Source organism: Lysobacter sp. GCM10012299, from assembly GCF_042649405.1.
GTDB lineage: Bacteria > Pseudomonadota > Gammaproteobacteria > Xanthomonadales > Xanthomonadaceae > Lysobacter_J.
Map to the genome: position 1 here is coordinate 651,700 of NZ_JBHRZC010000003.1, position 18,000 is coordinate 669,699.

Here is an 18,000-nt window from a genome sequence, read left to right on the forward strand (position 1 = left end):
ACTTCGCTGCGTCTACGCTTCCTTCGACTTCGCTGCGCTACGCTTCCTTCGACTTCGCTGCGTCTACGCTTCCTTCGACTTCGCTGCGCTACGCTTCCTTCGACTTCGCTGCGCTACGCTCAGGACGAACGGGATTGGGAAACACCGTTCGTCCTGAGCGTAGCGGCGTAGCCGCGAAGTCGAAGGACCGCTACCCCCGCAACCGCCACGCCAACCCCGACACCCGCGCCGCATGCCTCGCCAGCGCCGCGCGCAGCACCGCCTCGCTCGCGCACACATGCAGCTCGCTGCGCGCCCGCGTGACCGCCGTATACAACAGCTCACGCGACAACGTCCGCGCATCCTGCCGCGGCAGCAGCAGCCACACGGTGTCGAACTCCGACCCCTGCGCCTTGTGCACCGTCATCGCGAATGCGCCGGTGTGCGCCGGCAACGCCGCCGGATGGAAGCCGCGCACGCCTTCGCTGCCGCCGGCGAACCAGGCCACGGTGTGACCCTTGGCATCGCGCTGGCACACGCCGATGTCGCCATTGAACAGCCCGTGGCGGTAACTGTTCTCCGTCACTAGCAGCAGGCGGCCCTGGAAGTACGGGTCGCGGTGGGCACCGGCCAAGGCCTCCTCGATGCGGCCATTGAGTACCCCGGCACCCTGCGCGCCTTCGCGCAGCGCGGTCAGCACACGCAGCGCCGAGGCACGTTGCAGTGCGACCACCGGATCATCGAGTTCGAGCAGACCACGCCAGACCGACAGAAGCGTTTCGCGACGCGGTCCGAGCAGCGGATCGGTCACGCCTTCGTGGTAGTGGACGCCCGCCAGCGCGTTGCTGCGCAGCAGTTCGCTGGTGCGGTCGGCGTCGCCGACACGCAATGCGTCGGCCAGCGGCGCCAGGTCCAGCGATTGCGACTGGCGATAACCGCGGAGCAGCTGCACGCGATGGCCGCTCAGCGGACTGTTCGTCGACGCCGCCGTTGCGACATCACCAAGCAAGGGCTGAAGGCGCTGCGCCAGTGACACCGGCAGCGCCTCGCCCTCGCCTGCCGCATCGGTGATGGCGGCAAGCACGTCGCCGGCCTCGATCGACGGCAGCTGGTCGCGGTCGCCGAGCAGGATCAGGCGTGCTCCGTCGGCGACGGCCTCGACCAGCTTGCACATCAACGGCAGGTCCACCATCGACGCTTCGTCGACGACGATGACATCGAACGACAACGGATTGCCGGCGTCATGGCGGAAGCGCGGGCTGCCGGGAATCGTGCCGAGCAGGCGGTGCAACGTGCTGGCGGCGACCGGCAAGGCATCGCACAGCGTGCCGTCGACGCCTTCGACAGCACGCAGCTGCACGCTCGCCGCGCGCAGGCTTTCGGCCATGCGTTCGGCGGCACGGCCGGTCGGCGCGGCCAATGCAATGCGTGGGACTGGCAGGCCCGCATGCAATGCCTGCGCGATCAGCAACAGCAGCACGCGGGTGATGGTGGTGGTCTTGCCGGTGCCCGGGCCGCCAGTGACCAGCAGCAAGGATTGCAGCAGGGCCAGCGCGGCCGCGCGCGCCTGGCGGTCGCCATCGCGCGCGCTCGGGAACAGCGTGGCGAACAACGAAGCGACGCCGTCCACCGCGTCGCCCTGCGGTCGTGCCGCGGCGACGCGCTTCAGGCCGACGCCCAGTCGGCGTTCGTACTCTCGGTAACGGCGCAGGTAGAGCAGGCCGTTCTCCCACACCAGCGGCCGGTCGCCGGCGGCAACCTCGTCGGCCTGCGGTTCGCTGACCCATTGCGAACCCTGCAGCGCATCGCGCCACGCCTTTGCGTTGGGCCAGGCGATCGCGTCGTCCTGCAGCCACGACGGTTGCGCCGGGTCGAACGCGGCATGGCCACGGGCCACCGACTGTGACGCCAGCGCGGCGGCGGCGAGCACGGTATCGGGCGTGTCGGTGCCGAACAGATCGTGGCTGGTGTCGCGGCGGCCAAGCCGGCGCAGGCTCTGCGCGAACGCGTGGTCGAGCGTGTTGAGCGCGCCGGCGCGGTACAGCGTATCGAGCAGGCTCATGCCGCACCTCCAGCGAAGAGGCGGTCGAGTGCGTCGACGAGCGCGTGATCCGGTGCATGCGCGTGGATGCCCTGCCCTTCGGCGAGGCCGCGACAGAACAGGTAGCGGACGCCACCGAAATCGCGGGCGTAGTCGTAACCGTCACCCAGTCGGAAGCGCAGCCAGCGGTGCAGGGCCAAGGTGTAGATCAGCGCCTGCAGGTCGTACTCGCTGTGCGTCATCGCCGCGTCGAGGCTGGCGCGGTCATAGGCCGGCAGCCGGTTGGACTTGTAGTCGAGCACGTACCAGCGGCCGTCGACGGTGTAGGTCAAGTCGATCTTGCCGGTCATCAGGCCTTCGAGGCGACGGCGCGTGCCGAAGCCCTGGCGCGTGGTGACCACGCCTCCGGCGTGCAGCACCTCGATCAATGCATCGACCGCCGTCGGCTGCAGGGCAAAGTGGAACTCGATTTCGGCACGACGCGCGCCAGGCTCGAGGTCGCACAGGCGCCCGCCTTCCGGCAAGGTCGTGGTGAGCGTGTGTCCAGCCAGACGCGTGAGGATCGGCACGCCGGCATCAACGTCCTCGTCGGCGTAACCGCCCGCGCGCAGGGCGCCGGCGAGAACCTCCGCCTGTCCCGCCGGCGCGACGTCACCTTCCACCCAATGCCGCCATGCGCCGAAATCGGTGTGTTCGAGCGCATCGTGCAGCACGTTACCGAAACGGCTGCCGCTGAAACGCGGGTCGAATGCTTCGGCTTCGTCCGTGCGCGCCTCGGGCTCGGCCGGTTCATCGACCGCGCCGCGCTCGTCGATGGCGACGACTACCTCGGCCCCGGCTTCGGCCTGCGCCAGCTGGGTGAAGCTGTAGACCCACCAGTCGCGGGAGATTGCACGCTGCGGTGACCTGGCCGGGGCCACGTCGGTCGTCTGCATCGCATCGAGCGGCGTGGCGACCGGGACGACCTCGCCGCTGACCACCGCCATGTCCGGATGACCGCGAAGTGCCTCGGTGTCGGCGAGCATCTTCGTCAGGCGCGTACTGTCCGCGCCATACAGGTGGCCGCTCGCCAGCCACAGCGCGTGACTCGCGCGGGTCAGGCCGACGTACAACAGACGCGCGTCCTCGGCGAGCTGCTCGTTGCGCCATTCGCCCGCGGCGCTCTTCCAATCGGAGTCGTCCTTGTCGATGCACCAGCGCAGCTGGCGCCGGCTACTGTGGTGGGCGGTGCCGTCGTGGACAATGCAGTAGCGGCCGGCCTTTGGCGGCTGCCCACCGATGGCAATGAACGGCAGGTACACCAGCGGGTACTCCAGGCCCTTGCTCTTGTGCAGCGTGACGATCTGGACGCATTGCGCGTCCGATTCCAGGCGCAGCAGTTGCGCCTCATCGTTCACATCGGCTTCGGCAATGCGCCGGCACAGCCAGTCGACCAGGCCGTGCAGGCCGAGCGAACGCGCATCGGCGTCCTGCATCAGTTCGCCCAGCTGCAGGTAGTTGGTCAGGCGACGCTCGCCGTCGAGCAGGCCGAGCAGGCGTTCGGCATGCGTTGCACACAGGTCCGACACCAGTGCGAACGGGCCGCTGCGCTGCCACCGTTCGCGCCAGGCCATCGCATCGAGCTGATGCTGGCGGTAGGCAGCGCCGTCGCGTTCCAGCGAATCGATGGTGCTTGCGTCCACGCCCAGCAGCACCGTGGCCAGGGCCGTGCGCAGGCGGCCATCGTCGGCCGGCTGCAACAGCGCCTCGAACAGCATGCGCAGTTCGGCGGCCTCGCCGGTGGCGAACAGGCTCTGCATGCCCGCTGCGACCGCCGGGATGCCGACGGCGGTCAGTGCTCGCTGGATGCGCGTGGCCTCGTGGTGGCGCCGCACCAGCACCGCGATGTCGCCGGGCTGGACCGGTTTGCCGTCGATCATCGCGCTGCCCTCGCGCGCCCGTGAAAGCACGTCGTGGATCGCACTGACGCAGGCATCGGTGGACAGCTCTCGCGATCGCTCGGCGCTGTGGACACCGCCGTTGCGGTCCGGCCCGATCATGCGCACGACCAGTGCCGGGGCCGCGGCGCCATCGATCAGGAAATCTTCATCGCGACGCACGTCACCGGGATGAACCGGATGGAAGTCGATGCCAGGCACCACAAACGGCGCGTCACCGGCGGCAATCGCGTTGTCGTACAGCGATTCGATGGCGCGCAGCACGCCCGGGCGGGAACGGAAGTTGCGGTCCAGCGGCGGCGCACGCTCGGCGACTGCGGCAGCGGCCAGGTAGGTATGCACGTCGCCGCCGCGGAAACCGTAGATGGCCTGCTTCGGGTCGCCGATGAGGAACAGTGCGGCGGGAGCAGGCGCGCCGTCGTCGTCATCGGCAGTGCGCTCCTTGCCGAAGACGCGGTCGAAGATGCCCCACTGTCGCGCATCGGTATCCTGGAACTCGTCGACCAGCGCGAATGCGTACTGCTTGCGCAAGCGCTGCACCAGCTCCTCGCCGTGGTCGCTGTCAAGCGCGTTGGCGACGTCGTCGATCAGGTCGTCGTAGGTCTGCAGGCGCAGGGTCTGTTTGGTGTCGTGCAGGCGCCGACGTGCGTCGTCGCGGACGCGGTGCAGCAGTTCGACACACTGGCGGTCGTGCTCGCGGCGATGACGGGCGCGCGCGTCGAGGTAGTCGCTCACCGCGACGAACAACGGCGAGTGCGGGCAGCGCGCGCGCAGCGCCGTCTTGGTCTTCTCGACGAGCGTGGCCTGGCGCAGGTTAGGCAGTTTCTCGTGGTAGTCGTCGAACGGACCGCCGTGCTGGAGCTGTTGTTCCAGCGCGCTCCATAGCGGCGGGAGCTGCTCGCGCTTGTAGCTGGCCTTGTTCAGCAGGGCTTCGTCGATGGCGTCCTCGAGTTTCCGCCGCGCGTCGTCGCCGTGCTCGTCGAAGGCTCGCCGGAGCACGTGGAAGGCGCTGTCGACGTCGCCGCGCGCACCCTCCTCTCCAGCCGCTGCCGTCGGCTCCGGCAACAGCGGCACCGGTGACATCAGGTTCGGCAGGTCCTTGGCCAGTTCTTCCGGATTGCGCCACAGCGACGGCAACAGCGTGGCGTCGTCGCCGTGCGCAGCGATGGCCCGCCACAGGTCGCGGGCGAGCGCGTCGCGCAGGTCGGCATCGCTGGTCAGCAACTGCGGCGGGTCGAACGGCTGGTCGCTCTCTAGCGCGTGCTCGCGCAGGACGCGAGCGCAGAAGCCGTGGATGGTGAATATCGCGGCCAGGTCGACTTCCAGCACGGCGCGCTTCAAGCGGAACTGCAGTTGCTCGCGCGTCTCGCCACTGCTGGCCAGGTGATCCTCGATGATGCGGCGGGTGAGCGCGACATCGGCCGCTTCGTCGTCGGTGGCCTGCGAGCCGTCCAGCGCCGCCGCATGCTCCAGGCGCTCACGGATGCGCTTGCGCAGTTCCTGCGTGGCGGCCTCGGTGAAGGTGACGACCAGGATCGTGCCGATGCGCAGGTCGCGCTCGACGACCAGCCGCGTGACCAGCGTGGCCAGGGTGAAGGTCTTGCCGGTGCCGGCGCTGGCCTCGATCAGGCGCACGCCGTGCAACGGCAGCGCGAGATAGGGATCGGATGCATCGAGCGCGAGGTTCATGCGCCTGCCTCCGGTTCCGTCGCGCGGTCGTAGGCAGTGACCGCATCGAACACCCGCCGGGTGGTCGCGGCGAAGGCGGCGCGCAGTGTGTCATCGGCCAGCAGGTCGTGGCCGCGCAGCGTCAGCCGGATGGCATCGGCCTCGCCTTCGGCCCAGTTTCGCCCGCCCTCGCCGGTCCAGCGGTCGGACATCTTCTTCCACGCCTTGTCGTCGTCCATGCCGTCGCGCAGTGCGCTGTAGAGCGCCCAGCCGCTGTACGGCGCAAACGTGAGCGCTTCACGCATGCCCTGCTCGCGCAACTGCAGCAGCTGGCGCAGGGCGTCCCGGGCCGGCTCGGCGCGCAGCGCCGGTCGCTCAAAGCGTTGCGCGCCATCGCCGTCGTCATGGAACTGCACCAGCGGTACGCCCTGCCCTGCCGCGCACAGCAGCAGCCAGTCCAGGCCGGCGCGGATCGTCGACGGGCCGTTGGGTTCGCCGATGCGGACGCGGGCCAGGCCGTGTTCGTACACATTCTCGATGCGACCGCGCAGGACGGTGCCGTCGATCGGCGTCTCCACCGTGAGGGCCCGCGGACGCTGGCTGCCGCGCCATTCGGCGTAGAGCCTCGCGTAGGGCCGCGTTTGCCCGACCAGCGCATCGAACTCGCGTCGACCCAGCGGGCCGGACGGCAGCAGCGCGCGCGCCAGCAGCCGTTCGTAAAGGCCTTCGGTCTGTTGTTCCAGCAACGCCTCGAGCACCGCCCGTTGCAACAGCGCCTTCGACCAGCCACCGCCCGGCAGCAGCAGCGGTTCGGTGTCGTCGGCGGCTTCCACTTCGGCCGGAAGGCGCATGCCCATGCGCTCGCGCAGGAACTGGCCGGCCGGGTCGCAGAGGAAGCGCCGCAGGCTGTCGAGCATCGTGACGTCCGGGGCATCGGCGCTGGCGACCAGGGGGCCGGCAAGCCACGGCGTCAGCGCATGCCGCGCGCCGCCACGCAGGTTGGCCGCCGGGTGCCATTCGTCGCGGTAGCTGAAACGGCGGGTTTCGCCGGCATCGCCGAAGGCCGCCGGCGCGAACGGCTGCAGCGGGTGACGCACGACCAGCGCCTGCTTCGCGTCGGCCTCCGGCGAGTGGTAGTCGCCGATGACATTGAGCAGTTCCGACACCAGCACCGATGGCTCGCGCGGACTGCCGTCGCGCGGGCCGGCGCCCTGGTAACTCAGGTACAGCACGTCGCCGGCCGAAGCGAGCAACTGCAGGAACAGGAAGCGATCGTCTTCGCGCAGCGAGCGGTCACCGTGGCGGCGGTGCGCGGTGCCGAGCTCGGCGCTCAAGCGGTTCAGGCCGGCCGCAGGATCACGCCGCGGGTAATCGCCATCGTTGAGGCCGAGCACGCAGATTGCGCGGAACGGCAGCAGCCGCATCGGCACCATCCGCCCGAAGCTGACGCCACCGGTGAGCAGTGGCGCGCGCGTGTCGGCTTCGGACAGGCGCGCGGTGAAATGCGCGCGCACGACTTCCGCTGGCACCGCCGCATCGAAGCCGGCGCGTTGCGCGGACTGGGCGAAGTCGCCGATCAGCAGGCGCAGGCGTTCCAGTGCCCGCTGGCCGGCGACCGTCACGGGCGGCCGCAGGAACAAGGCATCGAGCAGTCCAAGCAGGCGCTCGCGCCACTGCGACGGTGGCATCGCTTCGGCCAGCGTGCGCTGGTGTCGGGCCAGCACGCGCATCAGGCGCAGCAGCGTGTCGAGCGCGTCGATTGCGCCGCCTTCCAGTTCCGGCCACGGCGCGATGCCGGCGATGTCGTCGTCGCTGCCGCTGGCATAGCCCAGCAGCAGGCGGTCGAGGGCGAAGGCCCAGGTGTAGGCGTCGTCGCGCGGCGCGTCGTGCTGCGCGCGGTGGCCCGCGTCCAGGCCCCAGCGCACGCCGGCCTCCTCCAGCCAGCCGTGCAGGCGCTCGAGCGCGGGCGCATCCAGCCCGGCGGCACTGGCCAGCGGCGGACTGGCGAGCAGGTCGAGGATTTCGTTGAGGCCGAAGCGCGACACCGGCAAGGCCAGCAGGCGCAGGAACAGTTCGGCCAGCGGTTCGCCGGCAAGCGGGCTGGCGTCGGCCAGTGCGAACGGAATGAAGTCCTCGCGCCCTGCCCGTCCGCCGAAGACGGCATCGATGCAGGGAATGTACGGGTCGATATCCGGTGCGAGCACGGCGATGTCGCGCGGCTGCAGGGGCGGATCGAAGCGCGGGTCGTCGAGCAGGCCGCGCAGCTGGTCGTGCAGCACCTGCACTTCGCGCAGACGCGTGTGGCAGGCATGCACCTGCACGCTCGGGTCGTTGCGATCCACGTGCGCGCGCCAAGGCGACGGTGCACGCCGGTGCAGCAGGTCGCGCTGGAGGTGACCGAGCAGCGTGTCGTTTTCGGGGCGGTCGCCTTCGGCCGCTTCGGGATCGACGTAGTGGGCGTGCTCGTGCGATGGGTGCACCACTTCGTAGCTGCCGAGCACGGCGATGAAGTCGCGCCCGGCCGCGCCCCAGGCCTGCAGCAGCGGGTTCTCCTCCGGCGGCGTGCCGAAGGGATCCTGGGCGCCACTGCGCAACTGCTCGGCCAGCGTCTGCAGATCGCCCCAGTAACTGCGCGTCGGGCTGGGCATGTAGAAGTGCAGCGTTCCCACCCTCGCCTGCGTGGCGATCACGCGCAGCACGTCGGGTGACATGTTCAAGGTGGCGAAGGCGAACAGGCGCGTCGGCAAACCTTTCGGCAGCGGCCCCGACTCGTCACCGAAACGCTGCAGGTATTCGCCGATGCGCTGTGCGCGATGGCCGCCGCCGGCCGCCACGCGCCGCCACAGTGCCGCTTGCGGATCGCCCGGTTCGTGCCCTGCTTCCCACGCCAGCAGCCAGTCGCGGCGCCAGGCCTGGTACTTCTCGAACACGCCCGCCAGTTCGCCGGCAAGCGACCACGGCTTCAGCGCATCGGCACCTTGCAGGTAGGAGCGCAACGGCCGCAACGCCGGAGTGCGCAGCGTGGCCGGGTCGGCCAGCGCGGCATACAGGTGCCAGTGCAGCGTCTCGGCATCAAGGTCGTCATCGTTGCCGGGCACGTTGGCGTCCAGCGCGCGATGGACGAACTCGCCGGGCGTCAGGAACTCCAGGTTGGCGGCGATGCCATAGGTCTGTGCCAGCGTCGCCTGCAGCCAGCGCCGCATCGCTACCTGCGGAATCAGGACGATGTCGGGTGCCAGCAGCGACTGCCCCGGCGCCGGGCTGCGCAGCTCCCGCGCGAGCAGCTGCGCCAGGATGTCCAGGGCATTGGAATGGTAAAGGCGGAAGTCGGGGCGGCGGATGTCAGGGCGTATGGCCATCCGGACTATCTTGCCGGACCAGCGACGCACGCGCTGAGACTGGACTCGTCTACAAGCACGCGGCGGACGTTGCGGCAATTTGGCGACTTTGTGTATTTGCGACGCCTGGCCGGCCACCCCGTCGAGCATCCCGCCCGAACCTGCCACAATGCCCGCCCCGCTTCCCGTTCAGCCATCCCCGGCGACACTGCCGGCCTTGCTGCACGGCAGTTCCGGAATGCACCCCCGCGCATGAGCAACGAAGGCCCCATCGTCCGCCTCCACCAGCTCCGCCTCGATCGCGGCGGACGCACGGTGCTGCACGACATCAACCTCGACGTTCCACGCGGCAGCATCGTCGCCGTGCTCGGTCCGTCCGGCAGTGGCAAGTCGACGCTGCTGGCGGCACTGACGGGCGAGCTTGCGCCGGCGGCGGGTTCGGTCGAGGTGTTGGGCAAGCCGGTGCCGCAAGGTCGTCGCGCACTGCTTGAACTGCGCAAAGGCATCGGCGTGCTGCTGCAGGGCAATGGCTTGCTCACCGACCTCACCGCGGCCGAGAACGTCGCGCTGCCGATCCGCGCCCATACCAACCTGCCCGAGCCGGTGATCCGCCAGCTGGTGCTGATGAAGCTGCATGCGGTCGGCCTGCGTGCCGCCGCCGACGCCTACCCGCGGGAACTGTCCGGCGGCATGGCCCGCCGCGTCGCCCTGGCGCGAGCGCTGGCGCTGGACCCGCCGCTGATGATCTACGACGAACCGCTGACCGGACTGGATCCGATCGCCAGCGGCGTGGTCATGGCCCTGGTCCGTCGCCTCAACGACACCCTGGGCCTGACCAGCATCGTGGTCACCCACCACGTCCATGAAACCCTGCCGGTGGCCGACCATGCCATCGTCATCGCCAACGGCGGCATCGTCTTCTCCGGTACCCCGGCCCAGCTGGAAGCCAGTGACGACCCGCTCGTGCGGCAATTCCTGAAGGGCGAGCCGGACGGCCCGATCGCGTTCGACGCCGCGCCGCGCGCGACGGAGGCGGCATGATGCGCCCGCAGTCGATGGAGATGTCCTGATGCCTTTCGTAGCCGCGACCCGTTCGCTTGGCCGCGCCGGCCTGTTCTCGTTGTCGGTGTTCCGGGCTTCAAAGCCAACCCCGGACTTCTTCAGGGAGCTGGTCCGCGAGATCTACAAGATCGGCGCACGTTCGCTGCCGATCATTGCCGTTGGCGGCGCGTTCGTCGGTCTTTCGGTGACGTTGCTGGGTTATCGCGCGCTCGAGACGTACGGCGCGACCGCCCAGGTCAGCGCCCTGCTCGGCCTGGGCATGTATCGCGAACTTGGACCGGTCCTGACCGCCCTGCTCTTCATCGGCCGCGCCGGCAGCTCGATTGCCGCCGAGCTGGGCCTGATGCGCGCCACCGACCAGATCACCGCCCTGGGCCTGATGGCGATCGACCCGGTCGGCAAGGCCGTGGCCCCGCGCTTCTGGGCCGCCGTGATTTGCGTGCCGCTGCTGACGGGCTTTTTCTGCAGCTTCGCCATCACCGCCAGCTACTTCGAGTCGGTGCACGTGATCGGGCTCGATGCCGGCACGTTCTGGCAGGTTTTGAAGGACAGCGTCGATTTTGTCGACGACTTCCTGATGGCGCTGGTGAAGTCGGCCGTGTTCGGCGGCACCGCGGCGCTGGTTGCGTCCTACGTCGGCTTCCACGCCGAGCCGACCATCGAAGGCACCTCGGTGGCCACTACCCGCGCGGTGGTGAATGCCTCGCTGCTGGTGCTGATGTTCAATTTCGTCATGTCCGCCTTCCTCTTCCGGTGAGGCGACGCACCTTATGAGTACCCATCGATGAGCATCCGCGCCCCCCGAATCGAATTTGCCGTCGGCGCCTTCCTGTTGCTGGCCCTGGGCTCGCTGCTGGTGCTGGCCCTGGCCTCGACCAATGGCCGCTGGGGCCTTGGCAGCGATACCTACCCGTTGACCGCACGTTTCTCGACGATCGGCGCACTTCGGCCCAACGCCCCGATCAAGATCGGCGGCGTGGCGGTCGGACATGTGGACAAGATCGACGTCGATCCCGTCAAGTTCGACACCGTTGTGACCCTTGCGGTGAACAAGCGCTACGACAAGCTGCCGGCGGACACCGCCGCCAGCATCCTCACCAGCGGCCTGCTGGGCGAGAGCTACATCAATCTCGCCCCCGGCGGAGATCCGGACTCGCTGAAGCCGGGCGACGAGATCTACCTGACCCAGTCCGCGGTCGACCTGATCCAGCTGGTCGGCAAATACATGTTCAGCGGCGGTGGCGCCAAGCCCGCCGACAATGCCGGCCAAGCCGCAGACCCCTCTGCCGACGTTCCCGACTACCTGAAGGGCGATGCCGCCCCCACGGACGAGACCAAATCCAAATGAACAACCGCATTCTCTCCCTGATGATTGCCGGCGCCCTCGCCGTGGCCGCGCCCGCCGCCGTGCTGGCGCAGGCCGCGCCTGCCGCCGCTCCCGCTGCTGCCGCCAGCACCGCGCCGGCCGGTTCGCCGAGCGCGCTGGTGCTGAGCAACAGCACCCGCATCCTGGCGACGCTGGAAAGCCGCCGTGCTGAATTCAGCAAGGATCGCGGCGCGCTGCGTCAGTTCATCGCCAGCGAATTCGACAATATCTTCGACCGCGACTACTCCGCCCGCCTGGTACTCGGCGTGCACGGCCGCGGCGCTTCCGACGCCGACGTGAAGGTCTTCGCCGACGCGCTCGCCGACAGCCTGATGCAGCGCTACGGCTCGTCCCTGCTCGACCTCAACACCAAGCTCAAGGTGCGGGTGAAGTCGGAAACGCCGATCCGCGGCGGTGCCATCGTCAAGGTGTCGAGCGAGTACCTGCGCCAGGGCAACGAGGCCGTGCCGGTCGACTACCTGATGCGCAAGGTCGGCACGCAGTGGAAGGTGTTCGACGTGATGGTCGAGGGCGTCAGCTTCGTGCAGACGTTCCGCAACCAGTTCGACGCCCCGCTCAAGCAGAAGTCGATCCCGCAGGTGGCCGCCGACATCAAGGCGGGCAGGCTGCAGGCGGCCGCCAGCAGCAACTGAGCATGACCACCGCGACGGTCCGCCAGGACGGTGACACCCTCGCCTTCAGCGGCGCGCTCGAGCGCGCCGCGGTTGCATCGCTGTGGGCGCAGTTGCGCACGCTGGGGCCGGGACTGCGCCGCATCGACCTGGCCGCTGTCAGCCGGGTCGACAGCGCCGGGCTGGCCCTGCTCTCGGAGCTGTGTGCCCGCGGTTCGATAGCCCAGGTCAATGGCGATCCGCCGGGACTGGCCGAACTGCGCGCCGCCTACCGCCTCGACGAAGCACTGGCCTTCGCTGGCTGATCCGTACGAACACTGCGTTCCGGCCACGGTCACGCCGGTGCCGGGGCGTGCCTCCCCTTGAGCCTCTACACTGCGACCCATGCGCCCCCACGCACCCCTTATCGCTCTAGTGCTCGCCTGCGTGCCGTTGTTTGGCCACGCACAGATCCTCACGCGCCCGTTGTCGGGCCAGCAGCGCGAAGAGTTCGAGCGCTGCATGAAGGAAGCCGGCGACGACGCGGCCAAGGCGCGTGCGTGCGTCAAGGCGAGCATCGATGGCCAGCCGGTGACCACGCCGGAGCAGGGCACGCCGGCGGCGACGACGCCAGCGACTCCCGAACCGGCGACACCGGTTCCGACTGAGCCCGTCCCGAGCGAGCCCGTCCCGACTGAGCCGGCACCGACCACGCCGGTCGAACAACCCACGCCGGAACCGCATCCGCAGACCGAGCCGACGCCGGTGCCGCCGAGCGACGAGCGCACCGATGCCGAGCGCGACTACGACGCGCTGTACGGCACGCCGGACGAAGGCTACGCCGATCCGAACCTGCCCACGCCGGCGACGATGCCGACGGTCTACGACCCGTGGGAGAAGTACAACCGCAAGATGCACCGCTTCAACAACGCCGTGGACCGCGGCGTCGCGCGGCCGCTGGCGCGCGGTTACGTCAAGGTGGTGCCGCGTCCCTTTCGTCTTGGCATAAGCAACTTCTTCAACAACCTCGGCCAGCCGGTGTCCGCGGTCAATGCGCTGCTGCAGGGCAAGCCCAAGCAGGCAGGGCAGTCGCTGGGACGCTTCCTCCTCAACACCACGCTGGGCATCGGCGGCATCTTCGACCCGGCCTCCGACGCCAAGCTGCCCAACCGTGGCGAGGACTTCGGCCAGACGCTCGGCGTGTGGGGCTGGAAGAGTTCGCGTTACTTCGAATTGCCGTTGTTCGGACCGCGCACCGTGCGCGACACCCTGGGCCTGTTCGGCGACGCGCCGCTGAGCCCGCTGCGCCAGGTCGAGGCCGACCGCGTGCGCATTCCGCTGCAGGGCCTGCAGCTGGTCGACGTACGCTCGCAGTTGCTGGCCACCGACAGCTTTCGCGAAGGCGCCGAGGACGATTACACGCTCGTGCGTGATGCGTGGATGCAGCGTCGCGACTACCAGATCCAGGGCGACCGCATGAACGGCGACGACACCGACACGCTGCCGGATTACCTGCAGGACGACAGCAATCCGCAGGTGCCTGTGGACGCGCTGCCGGTCATGCCGGCGGACGGCGGCTAGGGTAGGGCACCAGCAACCTCACCGTCATCCCGGTGAAAGCCGGGATCCATTTGCGCTTGCGCGGTGCATCCAAGTGCAACGTCCTTGGATTCCCGCGTTCGCGGGAATGACGAGCAGGTGCAACGTCCTTGGATTCCCGCCTTCGCGGGAATGACGAGCAGGTGCAACGTCCCTGGGTTCCCGCCTTCGCGGGAATGACGAGCGAAGATGGGTCCCGGCGTTCGCCGGGACGACGGGGCTCAATCGTCGGTCTGGTCTTCGATGTCCGGGCCGATCAGGCGCAGGCTTTCCTCGGCCGGCAATGCTTCGACGTCGCGCAGCTTGCGGGTCAGCACGCGGGTGCGGCGGCCGGTTTCCTCGATCTTGTTGCTGGCTTCGTCGAGCTTCTTCTTGACGCCGTCGAGGACGGTGCCGAACTTCGCGAACTCGGTCTTGACCGCGCCCAGCGTCTGCCAGACCTCGCTCGAGCGCTTCTCGATCGCCAGCGTGCGGAAGCCCATCTGGAAGCTGGTCATCAGCGCCAGCAGCGTGGTCGGACCGGCCACGGCAATGCGGACGTCGCGCTGCAGCGCATCGACCAGGCCCGGGCGACGCAACACTTCCGCGTACAGGCCTTCGGTCGGCAGGAACAGGATGCCGAATTCGGTGGTGTGCGGCACCGCGATGTACTTCTCGCGGATGCGTGCGGCCTCGTGGCGGACGCGTCGTTCCAGTGCGTCGCCGGCAGCGCGCGCCAATTCCGGTTCGCCGCGCTCCTGCGCGTCGAGCAGGCGCTCGTAGTCTTCGCGCGGGAACTTGGCGTCGATCGGCAGCCACACAGGTGCATCGCCTGAGGAACCCGGGAAGCGCACGGCGAATTCCACGCGCTCGGTGCTGTCGGGGATGGTGGCGACGTTGGAGGCGTACTGGTCCGGCGCGAACACCTGCTCGAGCAGACCGGCCAGCTGCACTTCGCCGAACACGCCGCGTGACTTCACGTTGGTCAGCACGCGCTGCAGGCCACCGACGTCGGCGGCGAGCTTGTTCATGTCGCCCAGGCCCTGGTGCACCTGCGCGAGCATCTGGGTGACGTGGCCGAAGCTTTCGCTGAGGCGGGTTTCCAGCGTCGCGTGCAGCTTCTCGTCGACGGTGGCGCGCATCTGCTCGAGCTTGGCGGCGTTGTCGGCCTGCAGCTCGCGCAGCCTGGCTTCCAGCGTGGTGCGCATCTCGCCCATGCGGGCTTCGTTGTTGCGGGTCAGCTCGCCGACGCGGGTGTCGAGGGCGGTGGCGAAATCCTTCAGCGCCAGCGCGGTTTCGCTGCGGGCCTTGCGGGCGTCTTCAGTGAGCGCTTCGCGCAGGTCTTCCAGGCGCTGGTCGGTGCGCGCCGCGGCATCGTTGAGGCGCGTGGCGAAGCCTTCGATGCGCTGCTCCTGCTGCATCGACAGGCTGTCTAGCTGCTGCCGGAGTTCACTGCGGCCGTCGCGCTGTTCCTCGCGCAGCGCGTGCTCGAGGCGGTCGAACTGACCCTCGGGCTTGCGCTGCAGCAGGATGACGAGGAGGACGATCGCGGTGATCACCGCGACGAGCAGGACGAGCAGCAGCAGGGACGGATCAGGCATGGCGCCAGTCTAGCCGGTCCGGTCTCAATCCCTGAGAACCGTCGCCCTGCGGCGACGGCCTACGTCCATGGGTTCCCGCCTTCGCGGGAACGACGGGCTCAGTCCACCACGCGGCAGAACACGGCCTTGAGGTAGCGCGACTCCTGCACCTGCGCCAGCCACGGATGGTCGGCACCGGCGCCGGCCACCTTCAGCACCTGCACGGTGCGGCCGGCGTAGTACGCGGCGCGGCGCAGCATGTCGAGGAACTGCTCCTCGCTGACCAGGCCGGTGCACGAGAACGTCGCGAACAGTCCGCCCGGCTTGACCACGCTCATGGCGAGCTTGTTCATGTCGAGGTACTTCTTGAGCGCCGGGATCACCTGCTCGCGGTCGCGGGTCATCTTGGCCGGGTCGAGGATGACCACGTCGTACTGGTCGCCGCGGATGCCGGCGTCGCGCAGCCACGGGAAGATGTCGGCCTGGACGAAGCGCGGGCGCACGTTGTTGAGCTTGCCGTTGGCTTTGGCGATCTCGATGACGTCGGCGTCGATGTCCACGCCGATGACGTCGCTGGCACCGCGCGCCGCCGCGTAGACCGCGAAACCGCCGGTGTTGCAGCACAGGTCGAGCACGCGCTTGCCTTCGACCTGCTGCGACAGCCACTCGCGGTTCTCGCGCTGGTCGGCGAAGAAGCCGGTCTTGTGGGCACCGGCCGGATCGGCGCGGAACTTGATGCCGTATTCGGTGATGACTTCCGGCTGCACGGGTTCGCTGCCGCGGAAGTCGAAGCTTTCCTGCTTCTGCACGTGCTCGTCGGCGAAGCTGTAGAAGCGGCAGCCCGGGAACTGCGCCCTGAGCGCGTCGTAGATCCATTCGCGGTGGCGGAACATGCCGGCGCTGAAGAACTCCACCACCAGCAGGTCGCCGTAGCGGTCGACGACCAGGCCCGACAGACCGTCGCCTTCGCTGTGGCACACGCGCCAGGCATCGCTGACGGCGTCGAGCTTGAGCACGTCGCGGCGCAGCGAGACGGCCTCGGCGATCTTGCGCGCGAACCAGCCGGCGTCGACCTCGACGTCGGGGTTGGCTTCCAGGATGCGCACGGCGATGCGCGAGTGGCCGTTGTAGAAGCCGCGGCCGATCCAGTCGCCCTCGACCCCGTAGACATCGACGATCGTGCCGGGCTTGGGTTTCTGCGCGGGCTTTTCGACCAGGCGCTGGAAGATCCAGGGGTGGGTGGATTTCCAGGCGTTCTTGAGGCGTACAGCGGGGTAGGGGGCGTTCATCCGGGCATTTTACGGGGTGGGGGTGTTCACTGCTTGGGAAATAGGGCTTCGTGCAGAGGGTTGGGACAAAGAAGCCCGCCGCCACCGGCTTGTTTTCGCCGCCAGCCGGATCAATCTGCTCAACATGCACCTGCCCACGCCCGAAGCGGTCCCCGACACCCCGGCCCAGCGCAAGGCCGACAAGCACCGCTGGCTGCGCGCCTTCAACCTCAGCCTGGCCTTCGTGCTGGTGCTGGCGGCGGTGTTCAGCGCCCAAGGGCACTTCGACGTCGCCGCCTGGACCGTGCAGCCGTGGTCGCTGCAAGGCCTGCTCGGCGTGCTGGCGGCGCCGCTGCTGCACGGCTCGTTCGAGCACCTGGCGGCCAACTCGATCGCACTGCTGATGCTCGGCACGCTGGCCGGCGGCCTGTACCCGCGCGCGACGCTGCGCGCGCTGCCGCTGATCTGGATCGGCTCCGGGCTCGGTGCCTGGCTGCTCGGCGATCCGGGTTCGCATCACCTGGGCGCCAGTGGCCTCAGCCACGGCCTGATGTTCCTGGTGTTCGTGCTCGGCCTGCTGCGTCGCGACCGCGCCAGCATCGCCGCGGCCATGCTCGCCTTCATGTTCTACGGCGGCATGCTGCTGACGATCCTGCCGCGCGAGCCGGGCGTGTCCTGGCAGGCCCACCTGGGTGGCGCTGCGGCCGGCGTGCTGGCCGCATGGCTGCTGCGCCGCGTGGATCCGCTGCCGCCGCGCAAGCGCTACAGCTGGGAGGACGAGGAAGACTCAATGGTCCCCGCTGTTGACGAACTCGAACCGCCCAGCCCGCGCGAAGTGCCGGTGCTGTGGAATCGCCCGGACCAGCAGCCCGGCACCGTCTTGCGATTCCCTCCGCGCAGGGAGCCCTGAGTCAGCGAGCGGTGACCAGCCCCAGCTGCCGGTCGTGCAACCGCGACCACAGCAGCAGCGACACGATCGCCCCGCACAGGCACAGGAACATGTCCCACTGCGTGTCCCAGACATCGCCCTGGGTGGCGAGGAATGCATCGGCGTCGGCGCCGAACAGCAGCGCCGCCCACCACTCGATCAACTCGAACAGGGCGCTGAAGCTCAGCGCCGCGGCCAGCACCAGGTAGACCAGCCAGCCGCCACGACGCAGCGGCGTGCAGCGCATCAGCAGTTCGCGGGCGAGGATGGCCGGGACGAAGCCCTGCATCAGGTGGCCGACGCGGTCCCACGGGTTGCGCTCGAAGCCGAACAAGTCACGCAACCAGAATCCCAGCGGCGTTTCGGCGTACGTGTAGGCGCCGCCGTAAATGAGCACCAGCGCGTGCGCGGCGAGCAGCCAGCACAGCAGCCGCGTAAACGGAAAGCGCCCCCACGCCAGCATCACCACCGGCAGGCCGACGATCACCCACACCACTTCCATGAACCAGGTCAGCCGGTCCTTGGGCGCAATGGCCGACCAGAGCAGGGCGCCAACCACCAGGGCGACCAGGCCCCAGCCTTCGCCGCGAGTGGGTGGCCGTGCGATGTGGTCGGCGGGCAGGAAGGCAACGGCTGAGGTCATG

13 protein-coding genes are annotated in these 18,000 nt (G+C 69.0%); 7 read left to right on the top strand and 6 right to left on the bottom strand.

Annotated features, from left to right (window positions below; translation table 11 throughout):
* Positions 1 to 190 precede the first annotated feature (190 nt).
* Genes recD through recC form a run of 3 tightly spaced genes read right to left on the bottom strand, consistent with a single transcriptional unit; the run spans position 191 to position 8,984 of the window.
* Entirely contained in the window at positions 191 to 2,041 is a 1,851-nt protein-coding gene (gene recD, locus ACFOPO_RS10905) for an exodeoxyribonuclease V subunit alpha (RefSeq protein WP_386703214.1), read from the bottom strand.
* The gene (recB, locus tag ACFOPO_RS10910) at positions 2,038 to 5,646 is read right to left on the bottom strand and encodes an exodeoxyribonuclease V subunit beta (RefSeq protein ID WP_386703215.1); all 3,609 of its coding nucleotides are present in this window, start codon (positions 5,644 to 5,646) and stop codon (positions 2,038 to 2,040) included. The genes recD and recB overlap by 4 nt, the downstream gene beginning before the upstream one ends.
* Positions 5,643 to 8,984, bottom strand: coding sequence for an exodeoxyribonuclease V subunit gamma (recC, locus tag ACFOPO_RS10915; protein WP_386703216.1), 3,342 nt, complete (start codon positions 8,982 to 8,984; stop codon positions 5,643 to 5,645). Before recC ends, recB begins: the two co-directional genes overlap by 4 nt.
* A 231-nt stretch (positions 8,985 to 9,215) precedes the next feature.
* On the opposite strand from recC, the gene ACFOPO_RS10920 reads away from it, so the two are divergent.
* From ACFOPO_RS10920 to ACFOPO_RS10945, 6 genes are all read left to right on the top strand, one after another.
* On the top strand, positions 9,216 to 10,004 hold the full coding sequence (locus ACFOPO_RS10920) for an ABC transporter ATP-binding protein (protein ID WP_386703217.1): 789 nt from the start codon (positions 9,216 to 9,218) through the stop codon (positions 10,002 to 10,004).
* A gap of 28 nt (positions 10,005 to 10,032) precedes the next feature.
* Complete coding sequence (locus ACFOPO_RS10925; protein WP_386703218.1) at positions 10,033 to 10,782, top strand: MlaE family lipid ABC transporter permease subunit; 750 nt, start codon at positions 10,033 to 10,035, stop codon at positions 10,780 to 10,782.
* A 27-nt stretch (positions 10,783 to 10,809) separates the two neighbouring features.
* Positions 10,810 to 11,373 (top strand): outer membrane lipid asymmetry maintenance protein MlaD, encoded by a 564-nt coding sequence (mlaD, locus tag ACFOPO_RS10930; RefSeq protein WP_386703219.1) that lies wholly within the window; start codon positions 10,810 to 10,812, stop codon positions 11,371 to 11,373.
* A complete protein-coding gene (locus tag ACFOPO_RS10935) occupies positions 11,370 to 12,044 on the top strand; it encodes a phospholipid-binding protein MlaC (RefSeq protein WP_386703220.1) in 675 nt (224 codons plus the stop codon). Before mlaD ends, ACFOPO_RS10935 begins: the two co-directional genes overlap by 4 nt.
* A gap of 2 nt (positions 12,045 to 12,046) precedes the next feature.
* A complete protein-coding gene (locus tag ACFOPO_RS10940; protein ID WP_386703221.1) occupies positions 12,047 to 12,328 on the top strand; it encodes an STAS domain-containing protein in 282 nt (93 codons plus the stop codon).
* Positions 12,329 to 12,524: 196 nt separating this feature from the next.
* Complete coding sequence (locus ACFOPO_RS10945) at positions 12,525 to 13,583, top strand: MlaA family lipoprotein (RefSeq protein ID WP_386703314.1); 1,059 nt, start codon at positions 12,525 to 12,527, stop codon at positions 13,581 to 13,583.
* A gap of 239 nt (positions 13,584 to 13,822) precedes the next feature.
* Here the strand turns inward: ACFOPO_RS10945 and rmuC are convergent, their stop codons facing one another.
* On the bottom strand, positions 13,823 to 15,181 hold the full coding sequence (rmuC, locus tag ACFOPO_RS10950) for a DNA recombination protein RmuC (protein ID WP_386703222.1): 1,359 nt from the start codon (positions 15,179 to 15,181) through the stop codon (positions 13,823 to 13,825).
* 98 nt (positions 15,182 to 15,279) lie between these two features.
* Entirely contained in the window at positions 15,280 to 16,449 is a 1,170-nt protein-coding gene (locus tag ACFOPO_RS10955; RefSeq protein ID WP_386703223.1) for a class I SAM-dependent rRNA methyltransferase, read from the bottom strand.
* Between the two features lie 124 nt (positions 16,450 to 16,573).
* Here ACFOPO_RS10955 and ACFOPO_RS10960 point away from each other — a divergent pair, with 124 nt between their 5' ends.
* The gene (locus ACFOPO_RS10960; protein WP_386703224.1) at positions 16,574 to 17,338 is read left to right on the top strand and encodes a rhomboid family intramembrane serine protease; all 765 of its coding nucleotides are present in this window, start codon (positions 16,574 to 16,576) and stop codon (positions 17,336 to 17,338) included.
* Position 17,339: 1 nt separating this feature from the next.
* Here ACFOPO_RS10960 and ACFOPO_RS10965 read toward each other — a convergent pair whose 3' ends face one another.
* Positions 17,340 to 17,999, bottom strand: a complete 660-nt coding sequence (locus ACFOPO_RS10965) for a DUF2238 domain-containing protein (protein ID WP_386703225.1) — start codon at positions 17,997 to 17,999, stop codon at positions 17,340 to 17,342.
* Position 18,000: the final 1 nt, after the last annotated feature.

Coding starts and splice junctions, on each gene's coding strand:
- ACFOPO_RS10955 (WP_386703223.1), bottom strand. CDS start 16,449: ATGAACGCCCCCTACCCCGCTGTACGCCTCAAGAACGCCTGGAAATCC.
- ACFOPO_RS10920 (WP_386703217.1), top strand. CDS start 9,216: ATGAGCAACGAAGGCCCCATCGTCCGCCTCCACCAGCTCCGCCTCGAT.
- recC (WP_386703216.1), bottom strand. CDS start 8,984: ATGGCCATACGCCCTGACATCCGCCGCCCCGACTTCCGCCTTTACCAT.
- rmuC (WP_386703222.1), bottom strand. CDS start 15,181: ATGCCTGATCCGTCCCTGCTGCTGCTCGTCCTGCTCGTCGCGGTGATC.
- recB (WP_386703215.1), bottom strand. CDS start 5,646: ATGAACCTCGCGCTCGATGCATCCGATCCCTATCTCGCGCTGCCGTTG.
- ACFOPO_RS10960 (WP_386703224.1), top strand. CDS start 16,574: ATGCACCTGCCCACGCCCGAAGCGGTCCCCGACACCCCGGCCCAGCGC.
- ACFOPO_RS10935 (WP_386703220.1), top strand. CDS start 11,370: ATGAACAACCGCATTCTCTCCCTGATGATTGCCGGCGCCCTCGCCGTG.
- recD (WP_386703214.1), bottom strand. CDS start 2,041: ATGAGCCTGCTCGATACGCTGTACCGCGCCGGCGCGCTCAACACGCTC.
- ACFOPO_RS10925 (WP_386703218.1), top strand. CDS start 10,033: ATGCCTTTCGTAGCCGCGACCCGTTCGCTTGGCCGCGCCGGCCTGTTC.
- ACFOPO_RS10940 (WP_386703221.1), top strand. CDS start 12,047: ATGACCACCGCGACGGTCCGCCAGGACGGTGACACCCTCGCCTTCAGC.
- mlaD (WP_386703219.1), top strand. CDS start 10,810: ATGAGCATCCGCGCCCCCCGAATCGAATTTGCCGTCGGCGCCTTCCTG.
- ACFOPO_RS10965 (WP_386703225.1), bottom strand. CDS start 17,999: ATGACCTCAGCCGTTGCCTTCCTGCCCGCCGACCACATCGCACGGCCA.
- ACFOPO_RS10945 (WP_386703314.1), top strand. CDS start 12,525: ATGAAGGAAGCCGGCGACGACGCGGCCAAGGCGCGTGCGTGCGTCAAG.